Annotated in this window: 23 protein-coding genes and 1 pseudogene; 12 read left to right on the forward strand and 12 right to left on the reverse strand. The window is 70.7% G+C overall.

Annotated elements, in window-relative coordinates:
* Positions 1 to 56: 56 nt before the first annotated feature.
* From ABZ194_RS25265 to pgsA, 5 genes are all read right to left on the reverse strand, one after another.
* Positions 57 to 1064 carry a DUF3048 domain-containing protein gene (locus tag ABZ194_RS25265; RefSeq protein WP_355599488.1) on the reverse strand — a complete coding sequence of 336 codons (1008 nt, stop codon included), beginning with the start codon at positions 1062 to 1064 and terminating at the stop codon, positions 57 to 59.
* An 82-nt stretch (positions 1065 to 1146) separates the two neighbouring features.
* The gene (locus tag ABZ194_RS25270; protein ID WP_355599489.1) at positions 1147 to 1686 is read right to left on the reverse strand and encodes a hypothetical protein; all 540 of its coding nucleotides are present in this window, start codon (positions 1684 to 1686) and stop codon (positions 1147 to 1149) included.
* The gene (locus ABZ194_RS25275) at positions 1683 to 2810 is read right to left on the reverse strand and encodes a glycosyltransferase family 4 protein (RefSeq protein ID WP_355599490.1); all 1128 of its coding nucleotides are present in this window, start codon (positions 2808 to 2810) and stop codon (positions 1683 to 1685) included. The genes ABZ194_RS25270 and ABZ194_RS25275 overlap by 4 nt, the downstream gene beginning before the upstream one ends.
* Before the next feature lie 72 nt (positions 2811 to 2882).
* The gene (locus tag ABZ194_RS25280; protein ID WP_355599491.1) at positions 2883 to 3797 is read right to left on the reverse strand and encodes a phosphatidylinositol mannoside acyltransferase; all 915 of its coding nucleotides are present in this window, start codon (positions 3795 to 3797) and stop codon (positions 2883 to 2885) included.
* Positions 3794 to 4426 (reverse strand): phosphatidylinositol phosphate synthase, encoded by a 633-nt coding sequence (pgsA, locus tag ABZ194_RS25285; RefSeq protein WP_355599492.1) that lies wholly within the window; start codon positions 4424 to 4426, stop codon positions 3794 to 3796. The genes ABZ194_RS25280 and pgsA overlap by 4 nt, the downstream gene beginning before the upstream one ends.
* A 198-nt stretch (positions 4427 to 4624) precedes the next feature.
* Between pgsA and ABZ194_RS25290 the strand changes: the two genes are divergently transcribed.
* The 3 genes from ABZ194_RS25290 to ABZ194_RS25300 all read left to right on the forward strand — a co-directional run bounded on the left by ABZ194_RS25290 (position 4625) and on the right by ABZ194_RS25300 (position 10856).
* The gene (locus tag ABZ194_RS25290) at positions 4625 to 6757 is read left to right on the forward strand and encodes an elongation factor G-like protein EF-G2 (protein WP_355599493.1); all 2133 of its coding nucleotides are present in this window, start codon (positions 4625 to 4627) and stop codon (positions 6755 to 6757) included.
* Positions 6758 to 6884: 127 nt separating this feature from the next.
* Entirely contained in the window at positions 6885 to 8525 is a 1641-nt protein-coding gene (locus ABZ194_RS25295; RefSeq protein WP_355599494.1) for a family 10 glycosylhydrolase, read from the forward strand.
* A 93-nt stretch (positions 8526 to 8618) separates the two neighbouring features.
* Positions 8619 to 10856, forward strand: a complete 2238-nt coding sequence (locus ABZ194_RS25300; RefSeq protein ID WP_355599495.1) for a hypothetical protein — start codon at positions 8619 to 8621, stop codon at positions 10854 to 10856.
* On the opposite strand, the gene ABZ194_RS25305 is transcribed toward ABZ194_RS25300, so the two are convergent.
* The 3 genes from ABZ194_RS25305 to ABZ194_RS25315 form a co-directional block, all read right to left on the reverse strand.
* Positions 10799 to 11365, reverse strand: a complete 567-nt coding sequence (locus ABZ194_RS25305) for an HIT domain-containing protein (protein WP_355599496.1) — start codon at positions 11363 to 11365, stop codon at positions 10799 to 10801. The two genes, ABZ194_RS25300 and ABZ194_RS25305, sit on opposite strands and share 58 nt — an antisense overlap.
* 137 nt (positions 11366 to 11502) lie before the next feature.
* A complete protein-coding gene (thrS, locus tag ABZ194_RS25310) occupies positions 11503 to 13470 on the reverse strand; it encodes a threonine--tRNA ligase (RefSeq protein WP_355599497.1) in 1968 nt (655 codons plus the stop codon).
* Between the two features lie 215 nt (positions 13471 to 13685).
* Complete coding sequence (locus ABZ194_RS25315; RefSeq protein ID WP_355599498.1) at positions 13686 to 14291, reverse strand: GH25 family lysozyme; 606 nt, start codon at positions 14289 to 14291, stop codon at positions 13686 to 13688.
* Positions 14292 to 14385: 94 nt separating this feature from the next.
* Here ABZ194_RS25315 and dapD point away from each other — a divergent pair, with 94 nt between their 5' ends.
* Complete coding sequence (gene dapD / locus ABZ194_RS25320; RefSeq protein ID WP_355599499.1) at positions 14386 to 15363, forward strand: 2,3,4,5-tetrahydropyridine-2,6-dicarboxylate N-succinyltransferase; 978 nt, start codon at positions 14386 to 14388, stop codon at positions 15361 to 15363.
* Between the two features lie 78 nt (positions 15364 to 15441).
* A complete protein-coding gene (locus tag ABZ194_RS25325) occupies positions 15442 to 16056 on the forward strand; it encodes a phosphatase PAP2 family protein (RefSeq protein WP_355599500.1) in 615 nt (204 codons plus the stop codon).
* Positions 16057 to 16133: 77 nt separating this feature from the next.
* On the opposite strand, the gene ABZ194_RS25330 is transcribed toward ABZ194_RS25325, so the two are convergent.
* From ABZ194_RS25330 to ABZ194_RS25340, 3 genes are all read right to left on the reverse strand, one after another.
* A complete protein-coding gene (locus tag ABZ194_RS25330; protein ID WP_355599501.1) occupies positions 16134 to 16883 on the reverse strand; it encodes a DUF4232 domain-containing protein in 750 nt (249 codons plus the stop codon).
* Positions 16884 to 16987: 104 nt separating this feature from the next.
* Positions 16988 to 17830 carry an alpha/beta hydrolase gene (locus ABZ194_RS25335; protein WP_355599502.1) on the reverse strand — a complete coding sequence of 281 codons (843 nt, stop codon included), beginning with the start codon at positions 17828 to 17830 and terminating at the stop codon, positions 16988 to 16990.
* A gap of 381 nt (positions 17831 to 18211) precedes the next feature.
* Positions 18212 to 18469 carry a hypothetical protein gene (locus tag ABZ194_RS25340; RefSeq protein ID WP_355599503.1) on the reverse strand — a complete coding sequence of 86 codons (258 nt, stop codon included), beginning with the start codon at positions 18467 to 18469 and terminating at the stop codon, positions 18212 to 18214.
* Positions 18470 to 18871: 402 nt separating this feature from the next.
* Here ABZ194_RS25340 and ABZ194_RS25345 point away from each other — a divergent pair, with 402 nt between their 5' ends.
* From ABZ194_RS25345 to ABZ194_RS25355, 3 genes are all read left to right on the forward strand, one after another.
* Positions 18872 to 19405: a hypothetical protein gene (locus tag ABZ194_RS25345; RefSeq protein WP_355599504.1), complete on the forward strand. Its 534-nt coding sequence runs from the start codon at positions 18872 to 18874 to the stop codon at positions 19403 to 19405.
* 8 nt (positions 19406 to 19413) lie between these two features.
* Entirely contained in the window at positions 19414 to 20076 is a 663-nt protein-coding gene (locus ABZ194_RS25350; RefSeq protein WP_355599505.1) for a TetR/AcrR family transcriptional regulator, read from the forward strand.
* 440 nt (positions 20077 to 20516) lie between these two features.
* Positions 20517 to 21110, forward strand: a complete 594-nt coding sequence (locus ABZ194_RS25355; protein ID WP_355599506.1) for an AAA family ATPase — start codon at positions 20517 to 20519, stop codon at positions 21108 to 21110.
* A 371-nt stretch (positions 21111 to 21481) separates the two neighbouring features.
* Here ABZ194_RS25355 and ABZ194_RS25360 read toward each other — a convergent pair whose 3' ends face one another.
* On the reverse strand, positions 21482 to 21790 hold the full coding sequence (locus ABZ194_RS25360) for a hypothetical protein (RefSeq protein WP_355599507.1): 309 nt from the start codon (positions 21788 to 21790) through the stop codon (positions 21482 to 21484).
* 817 nt (positions 21791 to 22607) lie between these two features.
* Here ABZ194_RS25360 and ABZ194_RS25365 point away from each other — a divergent pair.
* The 4 genes and pseudogenes from ABZ194_RS25365 to ABZ194_RS25380 all read left to right on the forward strand — a co-directional run.
* Positions 22608 to 22808 carry a hypothetical protein gene (locus ABZ194_RS25365; protein ID WP_355599508.1) on the forward strand — a complete coding sequence of 67 codons (201 nt, stop codon included), beginning with the start codon at positions 22608 to 22610 and terminating at the stop codon, positions 22806 to 22808.
* A 3-nt stretch (positions 22809 to 22811) separates the two neighbouring features.
* On the forward strand, positions 22812 to 23354 hold the full coding sequence (locus ABZ194_RS25370) for a DUF6879 family protein (RefSeq protein WP_355599509.1): 543 nt from the start codon (positions 22812 to 22814) through the stop codon (positions 23352 to 23354).
* Between the two features lie 57 nt (positions 23355 to 23411).
* A pseudogene (locus tag ABZ194_RS25375) lies at positions 23412 to 23765 on the forward strand (Scr1 family TA system antitoxin-like transcriptional regulator); the annotation flags it as partial.
* A gap of 117 nt (positions 23766 to 23882) precedes the next feature.
* Positions 23883 to 24706: DNA translocase FtsK (locus tag ABZ194_RS25380; RefSeq protein WP_355599510.1), on the forward strand; the 824-nt coding region annotated here is incomplete at its 3' end.

Consider the following 24706-nt stretch of genomic DNA (forward strand, 5'->3'; position numbering starts at 1 on the left):
AGGACTAATACCGCCCACAGGTGATTCCGGGGCGGCAGGAGACGGGCTTGGGGCGGTCAGGGGATGACGGGCTTGGGAGCGGCCAGGACGATCCAGACCTGACCGGGGGCGAAGTTCATCGGCTCGCCCGACTCGGTGGTGAAGACCGTGCCGTCCTCCTCCGTGGCACGCGACCATCTGGCCTTGAACGCCTGGCCGTCGCGGAGCACGACCGCCCTGCCCTTGCCGACGCTGTGCACCAGGGGCGTGTAGCTCTGGTTCAGGTCGTGATACTCCGAGCGCTCGGTCTTGGCGTACTGCACCACGATCGTGGGCGCGCCGAGCTGGCCGCCCTCGGCCGCCATGTTCTTCTTGCCGTCCTGCCAGATCAGCCACTTGCCCGCGGCCTGCGACCAGCCGAAGGTGAAGCGGGCCGCGGGATATCTGACACCGAACGTCTTCCTGGGCACGCCCCCCTGCGGGGCGTCGCCGAAGGTGAGGCCGATGTCCTTGGCCTTGGTCGCGGCGGGCGCCTTGGCCAGCAGCCGCCTGGTGCCGGCGAACAGGTTGTAGGGCGCGTAGCGGCCCGGCTGACGGAAGTACGCGCCGGGCGCCCTGCTGTCGGAGACGTCGACCAGCGACGCCTCCTGGACCTTGGGGATCATCTTGGTCTGCACGCCCGAGTAGGCCAGCGCGGGCTTGCCGAACTGCGGCAGGAGGTGCAGGTCGGAGATCCGGGCGCTGCGGACCGGGCCGATCTTGGGCGGGAGCCTTGAGGAGAAGATCGCCATGAGGCGGGTCAGCCCCGCCTCGACCTGCTCGACGTAGACGATGTCGGCGCTTTTGAGCCCCAGCTGGGGTTTGCCCGCCGAGGTGTTCTCGATCTTCGCCGCGAGCACGGGCCTCCGCGCGGCGTCGGGGAGCCCGGTGAAGGGATGGACCGGCTCCGGGGTGGGGGTCGGCGGCACGGGAGGGGCGGCCTGAGGGTTTCTTCCCGGAGCGGGCTCGTCGGAGGAACAGGCGGCCACCGGCGCGAGAACGGCCACTCCCACCAGGGTGACGGCGATCATCCGGGGTACCCGCACGGCTCATCTCCTCAAATCGGCCACGAAACGCCCAAGAGCTTACCTGTGTCCGACTTGCCGGATATCCCGGTTCGTATTCCCTCTATTCGATACCGAGGGCCTGCGGTGGGGCGTCGTCGATCTCGAAGAAGCCGGGATAGGCCGTGTGCCCGGCCAGCCTCAGAGTCCGGGCCAGCCAGCGGCGCTGGGCTGTCCGGGTCACGCCGACCGCGTTGTTGTAGAAGCGGCGCGAGTAGACCACCTTGGCCACCGCGGCGCCGAGCTCCTCAAGCAGGGCGGCACCCGCCGGGGTGTCGGCGAGGCGGTCGCGGAAACGCTCCTGGTCGACGACGGCCCGCAGCGCGCGCGACAGGTCGCTCTCGGCGTGCTCACGCTCGTCGGGCCCCGCGGTGCGGGCCTCGTGGGCCGCCGCCGCCAGCACCAGGCTCGTCGCGGGGTCCAGCAACCGGGAGGCGGCCAGTTCGAGGGCGACGGCGGCCCGCCGTACCAGGGCCGCGTCCAGGGACTCGCGGGCCAGCTCCAGCCGGATGTGCAGCCGGTCCAGCCGCCCTGCCCGCCAGGAGACGTAGACGGCGGTGAGCAGCACGAACGCGCCCACCACCAGGATCAGCGTGGTCGTCACGGAACGTCGTCCTCCTCAACCCCGGAGCCACTGGCCACGGTCTCGTAGACGCGCAGGACATCGCGGGCGACCGTGGACCAGTCGTACTTCCACACGGCCTGGCGGGCCTCGTCCGACAGTTTGGCCCGGCGCCGGGGGTCGTCCAGCAGCGCGGCGGCCTCCCGGGCGAGCGACCCGGCGTCGCCGGTCGCGAACAGCGCCCCGGCCTGGCCGTCGCCGAGCACCTTGCGGAAGGCCGGGATGTCGCTGGCCAGGATCGCGGCACCCGCCGACATCGCCTCGGTGAGCACGATGCCGAAGCTCTCCCCGCCCAGGTTGGGCGCGCAGAACACGTCCACCGAGTGGTAGGCGCGCACCTTGTCCTCCTCGCTGACCATGCCCAGCAGGCCGATCCGGTCGTGGAGATGGGCCGGGACCCGCTGCAGCACCTCGTCGGCGTCACCGGGGCCCGCGATGAGCAGGCGCAGCCCGGGACGCTCGGCGGCCAGGGCGGCGAACGCGTCCAGCAGCACCGGCAGGCCCTTGCGGGGCTCGTCCATCCGGCCGAGGAAGCCGATCACCTCGCCCCCGTCCCAGCCCGGCAGCGGCTCGGCGCGGGCGTAGCGGCCCACCGTCACCCCGTTGGGGATGAGCACGGCGTCGCCGCCGATGAACTCGACCAGGGTCTTCCTCGCGGCGTCCGACACGGCGATCCGGCCGGTGATCTTCTCCAGTGCGCTCATGAGCACCGGCGTGGTGACCGACAGGGTGCGGGACCGCTCGAAGGAGGCGTGGAAGGTGGCCACGATCGGCCCCCTGGCCACCCAGCAGGCCAGCAGTCCGACCGAGGGGACGGCCGGTTCGTGCACGTGCAGCACGTCGAAGCGGCCCTCGCGCACCCAGCGGCGCACCCGGTTGGCCGACAGGAAGCCGAAGGAGAGCCTGGCCACGGAACCGTTGAAGGGGACGGGAACCGCCCTGCCCACCGAGGTCACGTAGGGCGGCAGCGGCGCGTTGTCGGCCGCGGGGGCGATCACGGAGACCTGGTGGCCCTCCTCGATGAGCGCCTCGGCGAGATCGCGGATGTGCGCCTGGACGCCGCCCGGCACATCCCAGGTGTACGGGCAGACGATGCCGATCCTCACCTCACTGCCTCACTGCTTCCTCGTCGCCTCTCACGTGTCCCCCGGCCCGCCTCGGCGTATCCCGGCCGTCCGTCATCCGCGGGGTTCCAGGTCCTCAAGCCAGAGTCTCTGGAGCATGTGCCAGTCCTCGGGGTGCTCGGCGATGCCCTTCTCGAAGACGCCCGCCAGGCCCTGCGTGACGGTCGCCACCTTCTCCTTGCGGGTGCCCTCGGCGGGGACCGCGATCTCCTCGTGGAACTGCAGACCCCAGTCACGCCCCTGGAAGTAGAGGATCGCCGGGATCAGCGCGGCCCCGGTGTGCACGGCCAGCAGGCCGGGACCGGCGGGCATCCGGGTGGTCTCGCCGAAGAACTGGACCTCGATCCCCCGGGCGGTCAGATCCCGCTCGGCGGGCAGCGCGACCGGCAGACCGGCCCGCAGCCGCTGCGACAGGACGCCGAAGGTGTGGCCGTCCCCTCCGGTGAGCGGCAGCACCTCCATGCCCAGCCCCTCGCGGAAGGCGGTGTAGCGGTGGAACAGCGACTCGGGCTTGAGCCGCTCGGCCACGGTGGTGAACGGGTGTCCCGTCCGGGCGAACCAGGCGCCCGCCAGATCCCAGTTGCCCATGTGGGGCAGGGCGAGGACCACCCCGCGTCCCCTGGCGAGGTTGTCGTAGATCTGCTGGTCGCCGGTGACGTGCATGCGGGAGACGATCTCGCGGGTGGGCATGGAGGGCAGCCGGAAGACCTCGTGGAAGTAGCGGAAGTAGGAGCGCATGCCGTCACGGCTCAGCGCCCGGACGGCCGGATCGTCCGGCGAGGTGCCCTTGACCCGGGCGAGGTTGGCCTCCAGCCGGAGCACGGACGTGCCGCGGCGCCTCCACAGCCGGTCGGCGGCCACCCGGAACCCCCAGGCGGTGAGGCGTTCGGGGAGGCGGGGAACGATCGCCCAGCCGGCGCCGAACCCGGCCGCGACGAGACGATCCTGCGGGGACGGCTTGTCGGTCATCGCTCTCCCGGTGAACGAAGGGTCCCCGCCGCGGCGGAGGCGGCCTGGCGGCGGACGTGGAGCAGGCGCTGAACGACGGTGACCACACTGGCGACGGCGAGCAGCCAGAGCCCCGCGGCCAGCACGTACGGCACGCCGAGACCGCCGAGACCGGCCGAGACCAGGCCGACGACCAGCCGCTCCGGCCGTTCGGCGAGACCGACGTCGCAGTTCAGGCCCAGCCCCTCGGCCCTGGCCTTGACATAGGACACGAGCGCCCCGGCCACCAGGCAGAACAGCGCCACCGCGGCCAGCGTCCGTTGCCCGCTCACCATGAACCAGATCACCAACCCCGAGAAGATCCCGGCGTCGCCCACCCGGTCGAGGGTGGAGTCGAGGAAGGCCCCCCACAGACTCCCCTCGCCCCCCATTCTGGCCATGACCCCGTCGAGCAGATCGGCCAGTACGAAAATAGTGATCACTACGGTGCCGGGGAACAACTCCCCCCGGGGATAGAAGAAGAGGGCTGCGGCGACGGTGCCGAACGTGCCGAACGCGGTGACCACGTTGGGGCTGATCCCCCGGCGGGCAAGCGCCCTGCCCAGGGGGGTCAGGATTCGGGTTACGGCGGGGCGCAGAAGTTTCAGCATCGCGGTCCGATCGTAGGCCACACGACATGTGAGCGCGCATCCAACGCTCCGCAAGCGGATTGCCACAGGCCTCTTGTGATATTTGCCACATGGGTATTTGGTGAACACACCGCGTCCTTGCGGTGTATGGACGCGGCGGCGGACCCGGGGTGTGGCCGCAGCCGGCCGCGCTCCTTCGGCAACGACGCGGGAGGCGACGTGGCAGAGAAGGCAACCGGTGTGACAGCGGGAGCCGCGGGCAGGGCACCCGTGGCCGACCGGCCGGACATGATTCGCAACGTGGCGCTGGTCGGCCATTCCGGCGCGGGAAAGACGACCCTGGTGGAGACGTTGCTGGCCGCGACGCGGACCGTGCAGCGGGCGGGCCGGGTCGAGGACGGCAACACGGTCAGCGACTTCGACGAGGTCGAGATGCGCCAGCAGCGCTCGGTGAACCTGACCGTGGCCCCGATGGTGCACAACGGCATCAAGATCAACCTGCTGGACACCCCCGGCTACGCCGACTTCGTCGGCGACCTGCGCGCCGGGCTGCGCGCGGCCGACGCGGCGCTTTTCGCGGTCTCGGCCTCCGAGGGGGTGGACGGCCTGACCCGGATGCTCTGGGAGGAGTGCGCGGCCGTCGGAATGCCGCGCGCCGTGGTGATCACGAAGCTCGACCACCAGCGGGCGGATTTCGAGGAGGTCCTCGCCGTCTGCCAGGACGCCTTCGGCGAGGGCGTGGCCCCCCTGTACCTCCCGGTGGTGACCAACGGCCGGCTCAACGGCCTCATCGGGCTGCTGACCCAGAAGTTCTACAACTACGCGACCGGCGCGCGGACCGAGAACGCGCCGGGCCCCTCCTACCAGGGGCAGATCGAGGGATACCGGGACCCGCTGATCGAGGGGATCATCCAGGAGAGCGAGGACGAGTCCCTGATGGACCGCTACCTCGCCGGCGAGGAGATCGGCACCGAGACCCTCGTCGCCGACCTGGAGAAGGCGGTCGCGCGCGGCGGTTTCCACCCGGTGCTCGCCACCGGGGGCGGTGTGGGCGCGCTGGAGGTCCTCGAACTCATCACCCAGGGCTTCCCCTCTCCGCTGGAGCACCCGCTACCGGAGATCACCTCGATCGACGGCAGGCCGGTCCCCGGCGTCTCCTGCGATCCGGACGGCCCCCTGGTGGCCGAGGTCGTCAAGACCACCAGCGACCCCTACGTCGGCCGGATCAGCCTGGTGCGGGTGTTCTCCGGGACGCTGCGCCCCGACATGACCGTGCACGTCTCGGGACACGGGCTGGCCGAGCGCGGCCACGAGGACCACGACGTGGACGAGCGCATCGGCGCGCTCTCCTCCCCCCTGGGCAAGATCCAGCGGACCGTCGCCAAGTGCGTCGCCGGCGACATCGTCGCGGTGGCCAAGCTGTCTCGCGCGGAGACCGGCGACACCCTCTCCGACAGGGAGCGGCCCCTGCTGATGACCGCGTGGACGATGCCCGATCCGCTGCTGCCGGTGGCGATCCAGGCCAGGTCCAAGGCCGACGACGACAAGCTCGGCCAGGCGCTGCAGCGGCTGGTCGCCGAGGACCCGACGCTCCGGCTGGAGAACAACCCCGAGACCCGGCAGCTCGTGCTCTGGTGCATGGGCGAGGCCCACGCCGACGTCCTGCTGGACCGGCTGAGCAGGCGGCACGGCGTCGAGGTGGAGAAGGTCGAGCTGCGGGTGCCGCTCCGGGAGACCTTCGGCGGCAGCTGCCGAGCCCTGGGACGCAACGTCAAGCAGACCGGCGGCCACGGCCAGTTCGCCGTCTGCCACCTGGAGGTGGAGCCCCTGCCGTCCGGCGGGGGTTTCGAGTTCGTGGACAAGGTCGTCGGCGGCGTGGTGCCGCGCCAGTTCATCCCGTCGGTGGAGAAGGGCGTGCGCGCCCAGATGCAGCGCGGTGTGCTGGCCGGATATCCCATGGTGGACGTGCGGGTGACGCTGTACGACGGCAAGGCCCACTCGGTCGACTCCTCCGACATGGCCTTCCAGATCGCCGGGGCGCTCGCGCTGAAGGAGGCGGCGACCAAGGTCCCCACGCTGCTGCTGGAACCGGTCGACGAGGTCGCGGTGCTGGTCCTCGACGACCACGTCGGCGCGGTGATGTCCGACCTCTCCAGCCGCCGGGGCCGGGTTCTCGGCACCGAGCCGGTCGGCGTCGGGCGCACGCTGGTCCGGGCCGAGGTGCCCGAGCTGGAGATCACCCGCTACGCCATCGACCTCAGGTCGATGTCGCACGGGACAGGGACGTTCCACCGCGCCTTTCTCCGCTATGAGCCGCTCCCGGCCCATCTGGTGGACAAGGTCGCCGGTTGATCTCGCGGGGAGGCGCGAACCTCCCGGTTCTCGCCTCCCAAAGATTTAATCCGGTAACAGTAATGTCACGGAACGATTTCTTTTTTCCGGCCAAAGCATCCCGACCCCGATGCCAGACTAATTAACCATGCGAACCGGACGCCCTCTGCTTGCCGCCGCCGCCCTGGCCGTCATCACCACCGGCGCCGCCTACACCTTCGGCCCGGACGCCCCGCCCGCCAAGCCCGCCAAGGTGGTCAAGCCCATCAAACCCACCAAGCCGGCCAAGCCGGCGACGCACACCACCGCCGAGCAGGTCTCCGGCACGACCACCCCGGCCTCGGGGGCGACGGCGTGCCCGGTCAGCGCGGAGTACCCCAAGCGCCGGCTGCGCGGGGTCTGGATCGCCACGGTGAAGAACATCGACTGGCCCTCGCGGACCGGCCTCTCGGCCGCCCAGCAGCAGGCGGAGTACGTCAGGATCCTCGACAGCGCGGTCAAGCGGCGGTTCAACGCGGTGTTCGTCCAGGTCCGCCCCGCCTCCGACGCCCTCTACCGATCGGCGCTGGAACCATGGTCGCAGTATCTGACCGGTACGGCCGGCAAGGACCCCGGCTGGGATCCGCTGACCTTCCTGGTGACCGAGGCCCATCGGCGCGGGCTGGAGTTCCACGCCTGGTTCAACCCCTACCGCGCCGCCTACGACGGCGGCCTGAAGGGCCTGCCGGCCAACCACCCCGCCCGCAGGAACCCCGGCTGGATCGTCAGGCACGAGGGCAAGATCTACTACAACCCCGGCCTGCCGCAGGTCCGCGACCACGTCACATCGGTCGTCAAGGACGTGGTGGGGCGCTACGACGTGGACGGGGTCCACTTCGACGACTACTTCTATCCGTACCCGGGGGCGGGCACCGCGTTCGACGACGACGCCGCGTTCAAAAAGTACGGCAAGGGCGCCAAACGGGCCGACTGGCGGCGCGCCAACGTCAACAGTCTGATCGCGCAGGTCGACAAGGCCGTGCACGAGACGAAACCGTACGTGAAGTTCGGGGTGAGCCCCTTCGGGATCTGGCGTAACAAGTCCGAGGACCCCACCGGCTCGGCCAGCGGCGGCATGTCCGCCTACGACTCCATCTACGCCGACGCCCGCCACTGGATCCGTGAGGGCACGGTCGACTACGTCGTACCACAGCTGTACTGGCCCCGCGGGTTCAAGGTCGCCGACTACGACGTGCTGATGCCGTGGTGGGCGAACGAGGTCAAGGGAACCGGCGTGCATCTGTACATCGGCCAGGGCCTGTACCGGGTGGGGAGCACCGACACCCCTGCCTGGACCAAACCCGGCGAGCTGCCCTCGCACCTGACGCGCAACCGCGAGTACGAGGAGGTCCGCGGCGACGTCTACTTCAGCGCCAAGCAGCTTCTCACCGACCCGCTGGGCGTCCTGAGCCGGATCGCCAAGACCGCCTACGCGCGTCCCGCGCTGCTGCCCCTGATGGAGAGCCTCGGCGGCCGGGCACCCGCCGAACCCGCCGACGTGCGGGCACAGGGGGCCGTGATCAGCTGGAGGACCTCCCCGGGCGCACGCTCCTACGCGGTCTACCGGATCGCCTCCGGCAAGGCGGGCAAGTGCGCCACCGCCGACGGCCGCAACCTGGTCGCGGTCGTGCCCGCCACGGGCGGCGACCGCCAGACCTTCACCGCCGGCGCCGGTGGCGGAGCGTATCTCGTCACGGCACTGGACCGCCTGCACAACGAGAGCTCGGCCGCCAAAACGATCATCCCCTGACCCCGCCGGGTCACGATCATCACATCCGGTAGACCGCGAGCCCGATGTTCCCCTACGGTGCCAGCATTTGAGCGAGGTCTGGGGAGGTCTCCGGTGAGGCGGACGCTTGTCGCGTTTGCACTGGTCTTGAGCGCGCTGTGGCCCGAGGCCGGATGGGCTGCGGCCGAGGTCGCGACGCCGCCTCCGGTGCGGGCCCCGGCTCCGGCCACAGCGCAGGCCACAGTGCGAACCACGGCACAGGCCCCGGCACAGGCCCCGGCGCGGGCCACCACGGGGCCCGCCGCGCGGGCGGGCGGGCGGGTGGCCCTGATCGGGGTTCCGGGCCTGCGGTGGAGCGACCTCAGCCCCGAGATCACGCCGAACCTGTGGCGGCTGGCCGGCCGGAGCGCGGTCGGCTCGCTGTCGGTCCGCACGGTCGGCCGGGTGACGTGCCCCTACGACGGGTGGCTGACGGTGTCGGCCGGGGTGAGGTCCGCGGTCGGCTACGGGTGCGGGCTCCCGCCGGCCCCCGTCCCCGCCGGGGCCGGCGCGGTCATCCCCGACTACGGGTATCTGCACCGGGTCGCCCGGCAGCGGAACGCCGGGGTGCTCGGCGACGCCGTACACGCCGCCGGGGAGTGCACCTTCGCGGTCGGTCCCGGCGCGGCACTGGCCCTGGCCGACCGGACGGGCAGGGTGGACCGCTACGCCCCCTCCCCCGCGCAGGTTCCCTCCGGGGCGTTCACCGCCTGCCGGCTGATCGCCGTGGACGTGGACGACCTGATCCGGCCCTACGTGACCGGCGGGCGACTGCCCGAGACCGCGGAGAGCCTCACCCCGCAGCGGCGGGAGGCGGCACTGCGACTGGCCGACGCCGGGGCCGGGGCGGCGCTGGACGCGCTACCCGAGGACACCTCCGTCCTGCTGGCCGGCCTGGGCGACCACGGGGGCGTACCCCACCTGCGGGTGGCCATGATGACGGGTGGCGCGGACGTCTCCGGCCGGTTCCTGGGAGCGGCCTCGACCCATCGCGAGGACGTCACGATCCTGCCGGACATCACCGCCACGATGCTCGCCGCGACGGGCGTCGCGACCCCGCCGACCGTGATCGGGGTGCCCTGGGGGGCGGGTGCGAGCCGTACCGGTGGCGTGGAGAGCGCGCGGAACGAGCTGGTCGACGCCGACCTGGCCGGGCAGACGATCAGGGACATGGGCGGGCTCTTCTTCACGGCGATCGCCGTGCTCCAGGTCGGCTTCTACGGCACCGCGTTCCTGCTGATGCGGCGCAGGCGCGGGCTGAACGGAATCCGCGTGGCCGCGCTGGTCCTGGCGTCCCTGCCGGTGTCGACGTATCTGATCAACCTCCTGCCCTGGCACCACAGCGGAGCTCCGCTGCCCGTCCTGGTCGGCGGGATCGCGGGGATCGCGCTCCTGCTGGCGGTGACGGCGCTGGCGGGCCCCTGGCGGCGCCGTCCGCTCGGGCCGCTGGCGGTGGTGGCCGGGATCACCGCGGCGGTGCTCGCCGGTGACCTGCTGACCGGGACGACCCTGCAGCTCAACAGCGTGATGGGGTACACCGCCGTGGTCGGCGCCCGCTACTACGGCCTGGGCAACATCCCCTTCGCGCTGTTCGCCACGTCGGTGCTGCTGCTGGCGACCGCCCTCGCGCACCGTTTCGCGGCCCGGGGTCACCGGGGCGCCGCGGTCGCCGCGGTGGCGGTGCTGGGCGGTACGGCGATGATCCTGGGCGGCTGGCCCGGGGTGGGCAGCGACTTCGGCGGGGTGATCGCCTTCGTACCGGGTATCGCGGTGACCGCGCTGCTGATCGCGGGCAAGCGGGTCTCGGTCATCAGGCTGGGCGCGTTCTGCGTGGCGGGCGGCGTCGTCGTGATGGCCATCGCCACCCTCGACTACCTGCGCCCGCCCGGCTCCCAGACGCATCTGGGCCGGTTCGTCGGCCAGGTGCTCACCGGCGAGGCCGCGGAGGTGATCGGCCGCAAGTTCGGCGCGATGCTGAACACCCTGCTCAGCCCCAACCTGATGCCGATCGTGATCACCGCGGTCGCGTTCCTGGTCTACGCGGTGATGCGGCCGGACACGGCGAGCGCCGGTGTGCTGCCCGCCGCGTTCGGCCACTCCCCGGCGCTGCGGGCCGGCCTGATCGGCACCCTGGTCAGCGGGGTGGTGGGCATGCTGGTCAACGACTCGGGAGCCGCGGTGCTGTCCATGGCGCTCGCCCTGGGGGTGCCGCTGGCGCTGTCGGTGGGTGTCAGGGCGCTCGGCGACACGGCGCCCTACGAGGAGGCGGGCCAGGAGCCGGCGAGCAGTTCCCTGGTGTCGCGGAGCAGCTGAGGCAGCACCTTGGTGTGACCGACCACCGGCATGAAGTTGGTGTCGCCACCCCAGCGAGGCACCACGTGCTGGTGCAGGTGGGCGGCGATGCCCGCGCCGGCCGCCCCGCCGAGGTTCATGCCCACGTTGAAGCCCTGCGCGCCGCCGGCCTTGCGCAGGGCGGCCAGCGCCCGCTTGGTGAAGTCGGCGAGCTCGGCGGTCTCGGTGTCGTCCAGGTCGGCGTAGTCGGCGACGTGCCGGTAGGGACAGACCAGCAGGTGGCCGGAGTTGTACGGGTAGAGGTTGAGCACCGCGAAGACGGCGATGCCCCGGGCGACGACCAGGCCGTCCTCGTCGCTCATACCGGGAATCTCACAGAATGGGCAGCCGTCGTCGGGACTGACACCGGTCGGCTTGTTCTCTCCCTTGATGTAGGCCATCCGATGCGGGGTCCACAACCGCTGAAAGTTGTCGGGGTCCCCCGCGCCGGACTGCTCGATCGGCTCGCTCTCCTGCATGCATTGCAGCATAGGCCCACCCCTGGTGGGGGTATCCAGCCGGTGCCCGCCGCCCGGCCCCCGGACGGACCCGCCGATCACGCCGCCGGCCGCCTCCTCGTGCCCTTCGGCGGCCTCCCCGCCGGCGGCCGGGGGGAGACCGCCACAGGTCAGACCTGGACGCGGCGTTCGATCGCGCCGACGATCTCGTTGATCGCCTCCTCGACCGGGACGCCGTTCTTCTGCTCGCCGTTGCGGAAGCGGAAGGAGACCGCGCCGTTGGCGATGTCCTCGTCACCCGCCAGGAGCATGAACGGCACCTTGGACTTCTGGGCGTTGCGGATCTTCTTCTGCATCCGGTCGTCGGAGGCGTCCACCTCGATCCGGACGCCCCGCTCGCGGGCCTTCTTGGCCACGTCCTGCAGGTAGGGCACGTGAGCGTCGGCGATCGGGATGCCGACGACCTGCACCGGGGCGAGCCAGGGGGGGAAGGCGCCCGCGTAGTGCTCGACCAGGACGCCGAAGAAGCGCTCGATCGAGCCGAACAGCGCCCGGTGGATCATGATGGGCTGCCTGCGCGCGCCGTCGGCCGCCTGATACTCCAGATCGAAGCGCTGCGGGAGGTTGAAGTCGAGCTGGATGGTCGACATCTGCCAGTTGCGGCCGATGGCGTCGCGGGCCTGCACGGAGATCTTCGGCCCGTAGAACGCCGCCCCGCCCGGATCGAGCACGAGCTTCAGGTTCTCCGACTCGGCGACCTCGCGCAGCGTCTCGGTCGCCTCCTCCCAGTCCTCGTCGGTGCCGACGAACTTGACCGGGTCCTTGGTCGACAGCTCAAGGTAGAAGTCGTCCAGCCCGTAGTCGCGGAGCAGGTCCAGGACGAACCTGAGCAGCGACTTGAGCTCGTCGCGCATCTGCTCGCGGGTGCAGTAGATGTGCGCGTCGTCCTGGGTCATGCCGCGGACGCGGGTCAGGCCGTGGATGACGCCGGACTTCTCGTAGCGGTAGACGGTGCCGAACTCGAACAGCCTCAGCGGCAGCTCACGGTAGGAGCGCCCGCGCGCCTTGAAGATCAGGTTGTGCATCGGGCAGTTCATCGGCTTGAGGTAGTAGTCGGCGCCTTCGAGCTCCATCGGGGGGAACATTCCGTCGGCGTACCACTCCAGGTGGCCGGAGGTCCGGTAGAGGTTCTCCTTGGTGATGTGCGGGGTGTTGACGAAGGAGTAACCCGCCTCCTCGTGCCTGCGCCGCGAGTAGTCCTCCATGACGCGGCGGATCACGCCGCCCTTGGGATGGAAGACCGGCAGGCCCGAGCCGAGCTCGTCGGGGAAGGAGAACAGGTCGAGCTCGGCGCCCAGCTTGCGGTGGTCGCGCTTCTCGGCCTCCTCCAGCAGGCGGAGATACTCGTCCTGCCTGTCGCGCGACTCCCAGGCGGTGCCGTAGATCCGCTGGAGCTGGGGGTTCTTCTCACTGCCCCGCCAGTAGGCGCCGCCGGAGCGCATGAGCTTGAACGCCGGAATGGACCGGGTGGTCGGCACGTGGGGACCCCGGCAGAGGTCCTTCCAGCACAGATCGCCGCTCTTGGGGTCGAGGTTGTCGTAGATGGTCAGCTCTGCGCCGCCCACCTCGACGTTCTCCTCGGCGTCCCCGCCGCCCTTGAGGCCGATGAGCTCCAGCTTGTACGGCTCGGCGGCCAGCTCCTCGCGCGCCTCCTCGTCCGACACGCGGCGCCGGGAGAAGAGCTGCCCCTGCTTGACGATCTCGCGCATGCGCTTCTCGATGCGCTTGATGTCCTCGGGGGTGAACGGGCTGTCGACGTCGAAGTCGTAGTAGAAGCCGTTCTCGACCGGCGGGCCGATGCCCAGCCGGGCTCCGGGGAAGATCTCCTGAACGGCCTGGGCCATCACGTGGGCGGTGGAGTGGCGGACGATGGCCCGGCCGTCGGCGCTGCCGATCTCGACCGGCTCGACCACATCGCCGTCGGAGACCGGCGCCGCCAGGTCCTTCAGCTCGCCGCCCGCCCGGGCGGCGACCACGGAGCGGCCGTCGGCTTCGAGCAGGTCGCCGTAGGTCGTGCCCTCCGCCACCACACGCTCGGCTCCGGCGAGGGTGACACGAAGTTCTGACACGGCCGACACGGTTACTCCTCGGTAGACGGCGACACTGGTCGTCGGAAAATCCGACCCTGGGTCGATGCTACCGGTGTCCGCCGGCCGTTTTCTCAAGCCGCGACGCCGCCGGAGGCCGCGCCTAAACCCCGCGACACCGCCGACGGCCGTATCTCAGACCCTCCGGCGCCACCGGGGACCGAGCGGCATCTCAAGCGCTCCCGCCACCGGGGCCGGGCCAGGCCTCAGGCGTTCCGGCGCCGCCGGTAGCCGAGCGAGACGAGCTGAGCCCGGGTCCCCTGGAAGACGTTGCGGTCCAGCGGCCGGTGGGAGTACTGGTGAATGGTCCACCTGCGCCACGGCACCGGCACGTCCGGCCGGCCGGTGGGCTGGTCCGGGGCGGCGATCCAGAGAGGATACTCCTCCAGCCCCGCGCAGTTGCCGGCGTAGGCGAACGACAGGAAGGTGTAGACCACCGGCCGTACCCCGGCCTGCGCGGTGACCGCCTGGCACCAGCGGCGGGCGAAGCTCGCCACCCGGCGGGCGGGCAGCCGGTCGTTGGTCTCCAGGTCGAGCGCGAGCAGGTCACCGCGGCGCAGCCCGCCCGCCCGTTCCACCGCCCGCAGGAAGTATCGCGCCTGCACCTCGGGGTCGCCCGAGGGACGGGCGAAGTGGTAGGCCCCGCTGACGATCCAGCTCTCCCTCATCCCGGTCCAGTTGCGGTCGAACCACCGGTCGGCGAAGGTGCCCCCCTCCGTCGCCTTGGCGAAGGCGAATGAGACACCGTCGTCCGCGTGCCTGCCCCAATCCACCGCGCCTTGCCAGTTGGACACATCGATGCCGTGCAACATGGCGGTCAGGTTATTGACCGGGCCGCGGGGACACACGCCCACCGCGCCCGGTGGCGTACGGCCATTGCACCGGCTTTGGCTAGGCTTGGTCGGCGTGAACGCAGCAGCTCAGACCTCCGGCGCCCACGGCGCCGGCATCGCGACCATCACCTCCGACGGGACCGTCCTCGACACCTGGTTCCCCGCCCCGCAACTGGGCGAGCCCCCATCGGGCGGCAGCAGACGGCTGACCGAGCGGGAGGCCGTCCAGGCGCTCGGCCCCGAGGCCGCCGGGCTGCTGGGCCCTGACGGGGCCCGAGGCGTGGAGGTGGTGGCCGTGCACACCGGAGTCGCCAAGCTCTCCGAGGCCCCCGCCGACGCGCACGACGCCTATCTGCGCCTCCATCTGCTCTCCGCCCGCCTCGTCCAGCCCCACGGCCAGAACCTGGACGGCCTGTTCGGCCTGCTCAGCAATGTGGTGTGGACCAACCACGGCCCGTGCGCGGTCGAGGGCTTCGAGGCCGTACGGCTGCGCCTGCGCGCCCGCGGCCCGGTGACCGTCCACAGCGTGGACAAGTTCCCCCGGATGACCGACTACGTGATGCCCGGCGGCGTCCGGATCGCCGACGCCGACCGCGTCCGCCTCGGCGCGCACCTGGCCGCCGGCACGACGGTGATGCACGAGGGCTTCGTCAACTTCAACGCCGGGACCCTGGGCACGTCCATGGTCGAGGGCCGCGTCTCGGCGGGCGTGGTCGTGGGCGACGGCTCCGACGTCGGCGGCGGCGCCTCGATCATGGGCACCCTGTCCGGCGGCGGCACGCAGGTCATCTCCATCGGCCGCCGCTGCCTGCTCGGTGCCAACAGCGGCGTCGGCATCTCCCTGGGCGACGACTGCGTGGTGGAGGCAGGCCTCTACGTCACCGCCGGAACCAAGGTCACCCTGCCCGACGGCCGGGTCGCCAAGGCCATGGAGTTCTCCGGCGCCTCGGGCCTGTTGTTCCGCCGCAACTCCACCTCCGGGGCGGTCGAGGTCGTCCCCCGCCGGGGTGGCGGGGTGGAGCTCAACAGCGCTCTGCACGCCAACGACTGACCGGCGCGCGGAGGTTCGTCTCGCGGCCGCGCACCTGACAGGGTTGATCCCACGGACCTCGTACCGATGGGGAGTGGGATGGGCGATCGGGAAGCGGCGCGCGACGAGAGGGCCACGACGGTGGCCGCCGGGTGGATCACCGGCCTGTTCGCGCCACAGGTGCTGGTCATCGGGCTGCCCCCGGCCGTCGGGCTGCTGGCGGACGGCTGGCCCGGCGCGGGGTGGGGGCTGGGGGCCTCGCTGCTGTGCGGCGGGGTTCCAGCCGGGGTGATCATGGCCGGGGTCCGTTCGGGGCGGCTGGACTCCCACCACCTGGTCGACCGCGCGAGCCGGACGAAACCGCTGCTGGTGGCCGTCGTGGCGGTGCTCGTCACGCTGGTGCTGCTGGTCTTTCTGGGCGCGCCCCGGCTGCTGGTCGCCACGGTGACCGCGATGCTGGCCGCGCTCGCGGTGACGGTCCCGATCACGCTCGGCTGGAAGATCTCCTTCCACGCGGCCGTGTCCGCGGGCACCGTGGTGGTGCTCACCAGGGTGTTGCCCGCCGCGCCCGCCCTGGTGGTGGGCGCGCTGGTCGTGGCGGCGGTCTGCTGGGCGCGGGTGCGGCTCGGCCACCACACCCCCGCCCAGGTCACCGCCGGGGTCCTGGTGGGCGCCGGTACCGCCTGGGGCACCCTGGCCGCCTTCGACGCCTGACACGGCGTACCGAGCCGGTTCGGGACACCGAGGTGACCCGGGGCGTGGAGGTGGCGATCTCCGTCTCGCCCGTCGGCCTACAGGCGACTGCCCGGCGCCATCGGGGTGATGCCGAGACGACCGTCTCCGCAGACCTCCGAGGTGAAGGGGATCTCCAGATGCGCGATCGCGTCCGGCGGGATGATCATCAGCCGTGCCGCGGACGGGCAGGTGGACTCGCGCCTGCCCGGCACCACGGTCCAGTGGATCCTGGCGTGAGCGCTCGCCCCCGGCCGCAGGGTCACTCTGCGCGGCGGGACACTCTCCCTGCGCACCCTGGTGCGCAGCGCGTCACCGTTACGGTCGAACATGACCAGGCCGACGAAGCCGTAGACCCAGCAGGTCCTCTCCGACGCGTTGGTCAGAACCAGCGGCGCGTACCGCTGCCCCGCCCCCGCGTCCACCTCGCCGACACGTGCCCGGAGCTGCCCGGTACGGCAGCGTCCGGGTGCCGCCTTCCCCGCGGAGAGTCCCTCGGTCCCGGCCGCCGTACCTGCCGCCCCGGCCGGTACGCGCGCGGCCTGGCCGGGTCCCGCCTCCGTGATCTGGGCGCGTTCCCGGGACGTCCGCCGCGCGCGGCCTCCGGCCGCCGCCTGGGCGGGCCTCTCGGCCGCGGCCTTCACGCCCGGACCCGCCGGACGTTCCGCCGATCCCGGGGAGCCGGAGCCCGCCGGGGTGAGATCCGCTCCGGGCCGCACAGGTGAGGCGCATGCCGCGACCGCCACCAGCATGGCCGCCGTCACGAGGGAGAGGGCCGGAAGCCGGCCCGGCCTGTTGTTCCGTTTCACATCTCCTTGGACGCGCGCCGTGCCGGTTTTGTTTGCTCCGCGCCGTCCCCGGCGGTCCGAGGGCACGGTCCCCTGTCCGGCGGGAGGCCGTACCGGCGCCGGGGTCAACGGTCGTCCTCGCCGAGAAAGTCGAGCAGGGCCCGGTTGACCTCACCGGGATGGGTCCAGGCGATGTTGTGCGGGCCGCCCGGGATCTCCACGTAACGGATGTCCTTGACCAGCGCCGGCAGGCGCCTGCCGGTGGCGCCGATGGGCAGGATGCGGTCCTCCTCCCCCTGCACTACCAGGATGGGAACATCGACCCTGGGCAGGTCGTCGCGGAAGTCGGTCAGCCACGCGGTGACGCAGTCCAGCGTGCCCTTGGCCGACGCGCCGGCGGCGACGTTCCAGCTCAGCTGCCACGCCTCGTCGCTGACGCGGGTGCCGCGGAGCTTGTCGACGTTGTAGAAGTCGTCGAGGAACGCCTTCAGATAGGCCGGCCGGTCCTCGACGATCGCGCGCTTGATGCCCTCGAACACGCTCCCGTCGACCCCCTCGGGGTTGTCGCCGGTCTTGAGCAGGAACGGCGGTACCGGGGCGAGCAGGGCCGCCCTGCTCACCCGGCCGGATCCGTAGGCCGCCAGGTAGCGGGTCACCTCACCGGTTCCCATCGAGAAGCCGACCAGCGCGGCGTCGCGCAGGTCGAGCTCTTCCATCAAAACCTTGAGGTCGGCGGCGAAGGTGTCGTAGTCGTAGCCGGACGTGGGCCGGCTGGAGTCCCCGAATCCACGGCGGTCGTAGGTGACGACACGGTATCCGGCGCCGAGCAGCACCAGGAGTTGCCTCTCCCAGGAGTGGCCGCTCAGGGGGAAGCCGTGGATCAGCACAACCGGTCTTCCCTGACCGTGATCCTCGTAGTAGAGCTCGACGTTCCCGGAGTTCTCCCTGCCGACGATGACGTAGGGCATGTGGTTCTCCACTCTGATCTGACCGGTTCCCGGGCCGTGTGGTGGCGACGCTCTGACGTGGCCGACCTCCCGGGCGTGTGACGACGGCTCGGTGACCGCTCCTCACGCGCACCCGGCGCGGCGGGGCGGTACGGCCGCGCGCCCCTCGGCCCCCGGAGCGGGCGGACCGGGACGGCCGGCGTGACGATGGTTTCCGGCATCGCCTCGCCCCAACCCTGGGCACGGGCAATATCGGAGTAAGCGCCCCCGCGCGCAGTATGCCCGCCGGCATCGGCCTCGCTCAACAATGAGCCGCACATCTCTACCGAACAATTGTTTCCCAACAACCCCATTTACGACAATTAACCTAACTCAAGCTCTTTCGATGGCTCATATCGGGCATCACCTCTCCGCTGAGGAGTTTGCGGTCCCGCCAGACCAGACCGCCTGATCAGCAAAGGAGATGGTTACCATGTCCATCGGAATTCGCCGGGCGATCGTAGTCGGCGCCGCCACCATCGCAATGGTCGGCGGCGGCGCGATGAACACGGCTGACGCGGCCTCAACCGGCTCGGCCTCCGCGAAGACGCCGGCCACGTCCCAGACCAAGCCATGCCAGAAGGACAAGAACTGCGCGAGGGGGTACAGCGACGGATACACCGCCGGCGTACGATCCTGCAAATCGGACGGCGGGGGCGGTGGAGGCGGCGGTGGTGGCGGAGGCGGCGCCGGCTTCGGGGAATATCAGCGCGGATTCGATCTAGGATTCAAGCACGCTCGCGCCAAGTACTGCCACTAACCCCAAGACGAATAGACGTCGGCGAACAGAGCGGAAAGGGTCATTGGCGGTAAAGCCGCCATGCCCTTTCCGCTCCGCCTTGGGCCGGTCTTCAACCTGCGCGCCGCCGGCCCAGGCACCGCCGTGCCCGCCGGAGGCCACCATGGAGAGGCGACACCGGTCGCCGGGGCATGCGAGCGACGGCGGCCGGACCCCATATGCCGGCCGCGACGGAGCCAAGGAAAATGTGTACCTAAGGTGTGTACCACTAGTACACTTCTGGCGTGAGCGTCACCCTCATCAAAGCCGCGGGCACCGTCGTTGTCTCGATCCTCCTCAGCCATCCCCTGTGGGCGCCGCAGTGGGGCCGCGGAATCCTAGGCGAGATCGGCGCACAGGGAATGCCCGGCGCACTCATCGCCGTCGCCGTCTTCCTCGGGCTCGTCGCCCTGTACTGCCGCGCCCTCCAGCGCACGATGACGGCGGTGCGGCCCGCCGCCAGGACCGCGTCCCCCGCCTCGGTCTGGTGGATGTTCGCCATCCCCTGCAACTTCACCGAAGACTTCTTCATCGTGCGGACCGTCACCGCCTCACTGACCGCCGACGGGCATGTGACAGGCGGGCTCATCCGCTGGTGGGCCGCCCTCGGCTACAGCTGGTGCACACTCCAGATCCTGTCGCTCTTCCCTGGGACGGCCGGATACATCGGCGGAGCGGTCGCCCTCCCCGCGTGGGCGGCACACTGGATCATGACGGTCCGCGTCAACCGCATGCTCGGCGGCCGGCGGCAGGTCGCCCCGCTCCCCCACGGCCTCTAGGGAAACCGATGCCACTTCCCCGCTTCAACCGACTGCCCGCCGGCACGCGGGCCGCCATCCTCGCGGTGGCCCGTGCCCACTTCGCCCGTGACGGCAAGGACGCCGCGTCGTTCAACCGGATCATCGCCGAAGCCCGCATCTCGAAGACTTCCGCCTACCACTATTTCGACGGCAAGGACGACCTCCTCGGCGCCGTCGTCGACGACGCGGCCGCCCGTACACTCGCCGCGCTCGGCCCCTGGACCGACGTGGCAACCGAGGAGGAACTGTGGGACCAACTGGCGGCGGGCACAGCACGACTGGTCGCGCACCTGCGCGGACATCCGGATGACCGGGCGGTCCTCGCCGATCGGCCGCGTCTCGGCGGCGACTCCTGGATCCAGGGGCTCGTCGCCAACGGCGTGAAGATCGGCCTGATCGCCCCCGACCCGAGCGCCGAACTGGTCGCTGTGGCGACCGCCGGGGTCTTCGGCGCCCTCGATGCGTGGGCGCTCGACCATCCAAGCGATCTCGACCGGTCCGTCACCGACGTGCTCGGGGTGTTCCTCGCACGGCTCTGGGGCGCGGGCGACCACCGCCCGGGGACCGGCCCGGGGACCGCAGCGGGGACCGAAGACCCACCCCACAGCCACGTTGACCCGCGTGGACAAGGGACCACGACCAGCCCGTGAACCGTTCCCGCGACGGCGGATAAACCGGCCTTTCCCCTTGTCCTGCTCGCGCACCCCCGGATGGCAGACCTACCCGCACTCGGTGTTCCACCCCGCTCACCACAGAAACAACCGCTGAACCCCTCGGCAACGGTTCGGCGTAGCCGGCAGTGGCGCTGCAGGCGATTTCCCTCCGGACTCGGCGACACCTTGTTCCGTCCGTTTTGAGAACTCAGGAGGGCGTACGGCCGGCATTCGGGCTTGCGAGGTTTCCATAACGATCCCGGAGAGCCGAGGGCGGCACGTCCGCACCGTCGTCATCGTGATCGTGGTGGCGGTCGCATACGGGGTGAACTTCCCTCGCTTCCCGCGCCTGTGACGCCGGCATGGAGCCGGCACCGCGCACGGTGGCCGCCCCGCGCGCGAGGTGACCCCCGTGCGCGAGATGTCATGATGATCGCATGGCAAGTCACGAAGCCTCGGTGATCGTGCTGACCGGTCCTCCGGGAGCCGGCAAGTCGACCGTTGCCAGGCTCCTCGGCGATGAACTGACGCCGAGCGTCCACCTGCACACCGATGACTTCTGGGCGTTCATCCGGCAGGGCCGTGTGGCCCCGTATCTACCGGAGTCCAAACGGCAGAACGAGGTCGTCATGCGCGTCCTGGTCGCCTGCGCGTTCGGATACGCCGCGGGCGGCTATCAGGTGGTCGTCGACGGCGTCGTGGGTCCCTGGTTCGTCGGCCTGTTCGGCGACGAGGCCGCCACCAGGAGGATCGCACTGCACTACGTCGTGCTCCGCCCCGATCGGGAGACCACCCTGGCGCGGGCGGTCGGACGCGATGAGGGCGCGCTGACCGACCCCGATCCGGTGCTCCACATGTTCGAGCAGTTCGGCGAACTTGGAGCCTTCGATCACCATGCGCTCGACTCGACCGGCATGAGCCCCGCCCAGACCATGCACGCGGTCCGGCGCGGCCTGGCCGAGGAGACATTCCTCCTCAGACCTGACCGGGCCGGCCAGGCCCAAGAAGACCGCGGCGCTCACCCTCTGTAGACACCGGCAAAGGTAACTCCCCCAGCCTCGCCGACTCCCGCGTCATCCTGGACGCGGCCGGCGCCGAGAAGCTCGCCGGGCGGGGCGACGCCCTGTTCGCGCCGATGGCGCCAGCACGCCGGCCCGCCGACCGCCCCGCCCTCCGCACTGGGGGCGCCCCGCAGTCCGGCTGCGCATGATCACCGGGACGGGTGAGCACAGCGGTATCACCCTGCCGGCTCGGCTCGGCCCGCAACGCCCTCGGTGCGCTCGCCGACGGCGACGCCGTCGAGCGGCCGGAGCTCGGACTGTACGGCCTGACCCGAACGTGGCGCCCCCGCCCGTCACGGGCGAGGGCGCCGGTCAGTGGTCGTCGTATCCGCCGTGCCTCGCTAGTCGATGTAAACGCTGCCGACGAGCTTCCACTCGTTGCGCTGGTCAGGTCCAAGAGCACCGAGTATCCGGTGGTTGCACCTGTCGCCTTTGTAGATGACAGCCGCCGTGTTGGTGTGGTTGGTCGCCGAAAGCGGCCCCATGACGGTGTAGCAGCCGCTGGGGTTGTGGTGGCGTCGGCCGTTGATCCATAACGCGCCGTTCTTCCCCGCCCAGGCGTTGCCGGGCGAAACCAGGACCACGGCTGTGGCGGTGATGAGAGCGGCCAGGGCGGCGGTGAGCAGAGGGCGTCCATTAGTCGGGTGCATGTCACGAACATAACCATGAGTAGCCGATCGAGCACTTAACGCTTCAGCAAGCGTGTCGTCATCTCATCCCGCGGGAGCGCCTAGCCGGCCGCACCGCCGAAGCCCCGCACACGGCATGGCGGGGAGTCGAGCCGCCCCGGGTGGCAGGCGTACCCGCACTCGTGCGGCCCGCCGTGCGACAGGCAGTCACCATTGCAGCCGTGCCGGCAGTCACCGAGGTCGTCGCCGGGTGCCGGCAGCCTCCTTGGGCAGCAGAGACCGGGCGAACTCCCGCTGCTTCCTCCACCGGGTATCGCCGCCCGCCCCCCGAACAGCCGGGCCCGTACATGCGGCGGGTCCGCCGCCACCCCTCACGCGCGCCGGGACAGCAGCCCGGCGTCTGGGAACGGCCCAGCGTCCGCGGCGTGACCCTCCTAAGTACATCCACTTCGCGCCATGCCGACGCCGCGTGGGCTCCGCGGGCACGAAAAAACCCGGCGGACCGTGTAGTCCACCGGGCCTTTACCTGCGTCTACCATGTGTGGGCGATACTGGGATCGAACCAGTGACCTCTTCGGTGTGAAAGCGGTCGGCGCAAGATTCTGACCAGGGCGATCACTGATCACCCTGGTCAGGGTATGTGTGAGAGCGAATCTCAGTGAATCTCGATGAGTGTCGGTGAACCTCAATCAAGATCACCTCTCCCAAAATTCTCCCACTCCTCCCCATCCAAGGCGCGCCGTTTCCCGCGCTTTCCAGACACCTCCACTGAGCACCTTGACGCACTCTCCGGCACGGCAGAGCATCAAGGCCGAAGACACCCACAGGAAGGCCCGCCATGAGACTCACCCTGCTCGGCGCCTCCAGCGGAAAGACCGGCTGCCCCGCCCTGTACGCCACCGACCGCGGCACCTACGTCGTCCAGGGCAAACTCGTCACCGACCCCGACGCGATCGCCGACCTGGTCGACCTCCAAGACGACGAGTTCTACGTGGAGATCCCCGCGAACCTGCTGAGCTTCGCCCAGAAACACAAGTGACCAGTGGCCCACTTCGCCGCCCCCTCCGGGCTCGTCGCCCTGGTCCTCGGCTTCGAGCACACCGCGTTCCGGCTGGAGGTCCGCGACCGCTACAACGAGCCGTCCGAAACGGAAATCGTCCGCCGGTTCCTCGACACCGGGGAACTCGACGACTCCTACATGACGGACTGGATCGAGGAACTCGCTCCCCGAATCGCCTCCGGCCAGCGGATGGAGCGGGTACGGGTGGTGTCCGAACCGCACAGCGACTACACCCGGTTCGGGCTCGCCCTCGCGGCGCACAACACCGCGGCGGGCGAGGACATCCGCTACCTGCCCCGCAACCACGCAGCTGGACTCGACCTGCCCGGCCATGACTTCTGGCTGATCGACTCCACTACGCTGCTCCTGCTGCGGTTCGGCGAAGACGACGTGCTGCTCGGCGCCGACGTCGTCACCGACCCGGCCGTAGTCGTCCGGCATTGCTACTACCGGGACGTGGCCCGCCACTACGCCACCCCCTGGAGCGAGTACAAGACCCGTGTCCAGCTATCAGAAGGCCCGTGAGGCCCTCGGCCTGCGCCTGCGTGAACTGCGCCGTGACGCACGCCTGACCGGCGCCGACCTCGCCTCCACTTCGTGCTCGCCGAGTCGGCGCTCCGGTTCCGCCTGTGCCCAGCCGACAGTATGGCCGCGCAGCTGGAGAGGTTGGCGGTCGCCTCGACGATGCGCACGATCCGCCTGGGGATCATCCCCTTCGAGGCGAGTTACCCGGTCGCGCCGATCCACGGTTTCCACGTCTTCGATGATCAGCGTGTCGCGGTGGAGACTCTCGCGGCGGAGCTCACGATCACCCAGGCCAGCGAGGTCGCCACTTATTTGGGCGCGTTCGCCCGGCTTGCTGACATGGCGGTTTATGGGCGGGATGCTCGTGTACTGATCGAGCGGGCGGTGGATGACCTGGTATCTGGCCTGTAGAAGGTGCGGCAAGGTGCTCGGCTCGCGTCACTGTTCACGTGTGTGAGCATCTTTGAGCACTGTCCTTCAAGGTGCGCGCAGCTTCGTTTTACCGTCCTGCTCATCGTGGTCACCCCGATGGCGTCGTTGCCTGCCCCGGTCATCGCCCTGGCGCTGATCGCACTGGTGGCGGGTGGCGTGCTGGCCGCGGCCCGTACCTCGCCCCGGCAGATGCCGCACCGGCTGGGCCTGCTGCGCACCCGCCTGACCCGCCGCACCTCATCCGCTCCCGCGCCGCCGGCCGTCCCCGCCTCTTCCACGGCTCCGGCCGACGACACCCGCGGCCAGGCAACACCGGTCACGCAGCCGGCCCCCGCCCCCCCCGGACCGGTCACGCAGCCGGTCGACCCCGGCCTGGTGCAGGAACGCGCCCCCTACGACAGCCCGCTGCTGAACAGCGCGCCGGCTCCGGCTCCGGACGTGCACCATGCCGCCAACGCCGCCCCTGCCCTCGACGTCGAGGCCGCCTCCCCCACCATCACCGGCGGCGCCCGCTCCGCCAGGCCGGTGGGGTCGCCGAGCCTGTCGCTGCTGCGTCCCGGCTCCGTGCCGCGCCCGGCCACCGAAACCAACCAGGCCGTCGTCACCGCCCTCACCCAGGTGCTGGAGGAGTTCGGCGTCAACGCGGCCGTGACCGGCTTCACCCGCGGGCCGACCATCACCCGCTATGAGATCACCCTCGGCCCGGCCGTCAAGGTCGAGAAGGTCACCGCGCTCACCAGGAACATCGCCTACGCGGTCAAGTCCGCCGACGTCCGGATCCTGAGCCCGATCCCCGGCAAGTCGGCGATCGGCGTCGAGATCCCCAACACCGACAAGGATCTGGTCTCCCTCGGCGACATCCTGCGCTCGCAGGTGGCCCAGGCCGACCACCATCCGATGATCGTCGGTCTCGGCAAGGA

It is taken from the genome of Streptosporangium sp. NPDC006007 (assembly GCF_040614315.1).
Classification (GTDB): Bacteria; Actinomycetota; Actinomycetes; order Streptosporangiales; family Streptosporangiaceae; genus Streptosporangium.

What these genes read in the sequence shown, in the direction of transcription:
- ABZ194_RS25280 (WP_355599491.1), bottom strand. Translation starts at nt 3,797, where the DNA reads ATGACCGACAAGCCGTCCCCGCAGGATCGTCTCGTCGCGGCCGGGTTC.
- ABZ194_RS25325 (WP_355599500.1), top strand. Translation starts at nt 15,442, where the DNA reads ATGGGCGATCGGGAAGCGGCGCGCGACGAGAGGGCCACGACGGTGGCC.
- ABZ194_RS25365 (WP_355599508.1), top strand. Translation starts at nt 22,608, where the DNA reads ATGAGACTCACCCTGCTCGGCGCCTCCAGCGGAAAGACCGGCTGCCCC.
- ABZ194_RS25355 (WP_355599506.1), top strand. Translation starts at nt 20,517, where the DNA reads ATGGCAAGTCACGAAGCCTCGGTGATCGTGCTGACCGGTCCTCCGGGA.
- pgsA (WP_355599492.1), bottom strand. Translation starts at nt 4,426, where the DNA reads ATGCTGAAACTTCTGCGCCCCGCCGTAACCCGAATCCTGACCCCCCTG.
- ABZ194_RS25315 (WP_355599498.1), bottom strand. Translation starts at nt 14,291, where the DNA reads ATGTTGCACGGCATCGATGTGTCCAACTGGCAAGGCGCGGTGGATTGG.
- ABZ194_RS25360 (WP_355599507.1), bottom strand. Translation starts at nt 21,790, where the DNA reads ATGCACCCGACTAATGGACGCCCTCTGCTCACCGCCGCCCTGGCCGCT.
- ABZ194_RS25335 (WP_355599502.1), bottom strand. Translation starts at nt 17,830, where the DNA reads ATGCCCTACGTCATCGTCGGCAGGGAGAACTCCGGGAACGTCGAGCTC.
- ABZ194_RS25295 (WP_355599494.1), top strand. Translation starts at nt 6,885, where the DNA reads ATGCGAACCGGACGCCCTCTGCTTGCCGCCGCCGCCCTGGCCGTCATC.
- ABZ194_RS25350 (WP_355599505.1), top strand. Translation starts at nt 19,414, where the DNA reads ATGCCACTTCCCCGCTTCAACCGACTGCCCGCCGGCACGCGGGCCGCC.
- ABZ194_RS25305 (WP_355599496.1), bottom strand. Translation starts at nt 11,365, where the DNA reads ATGCTGCAATGCATGCAGGAGAGCGAGCCGATCGAGCAGTCCGGCGCG.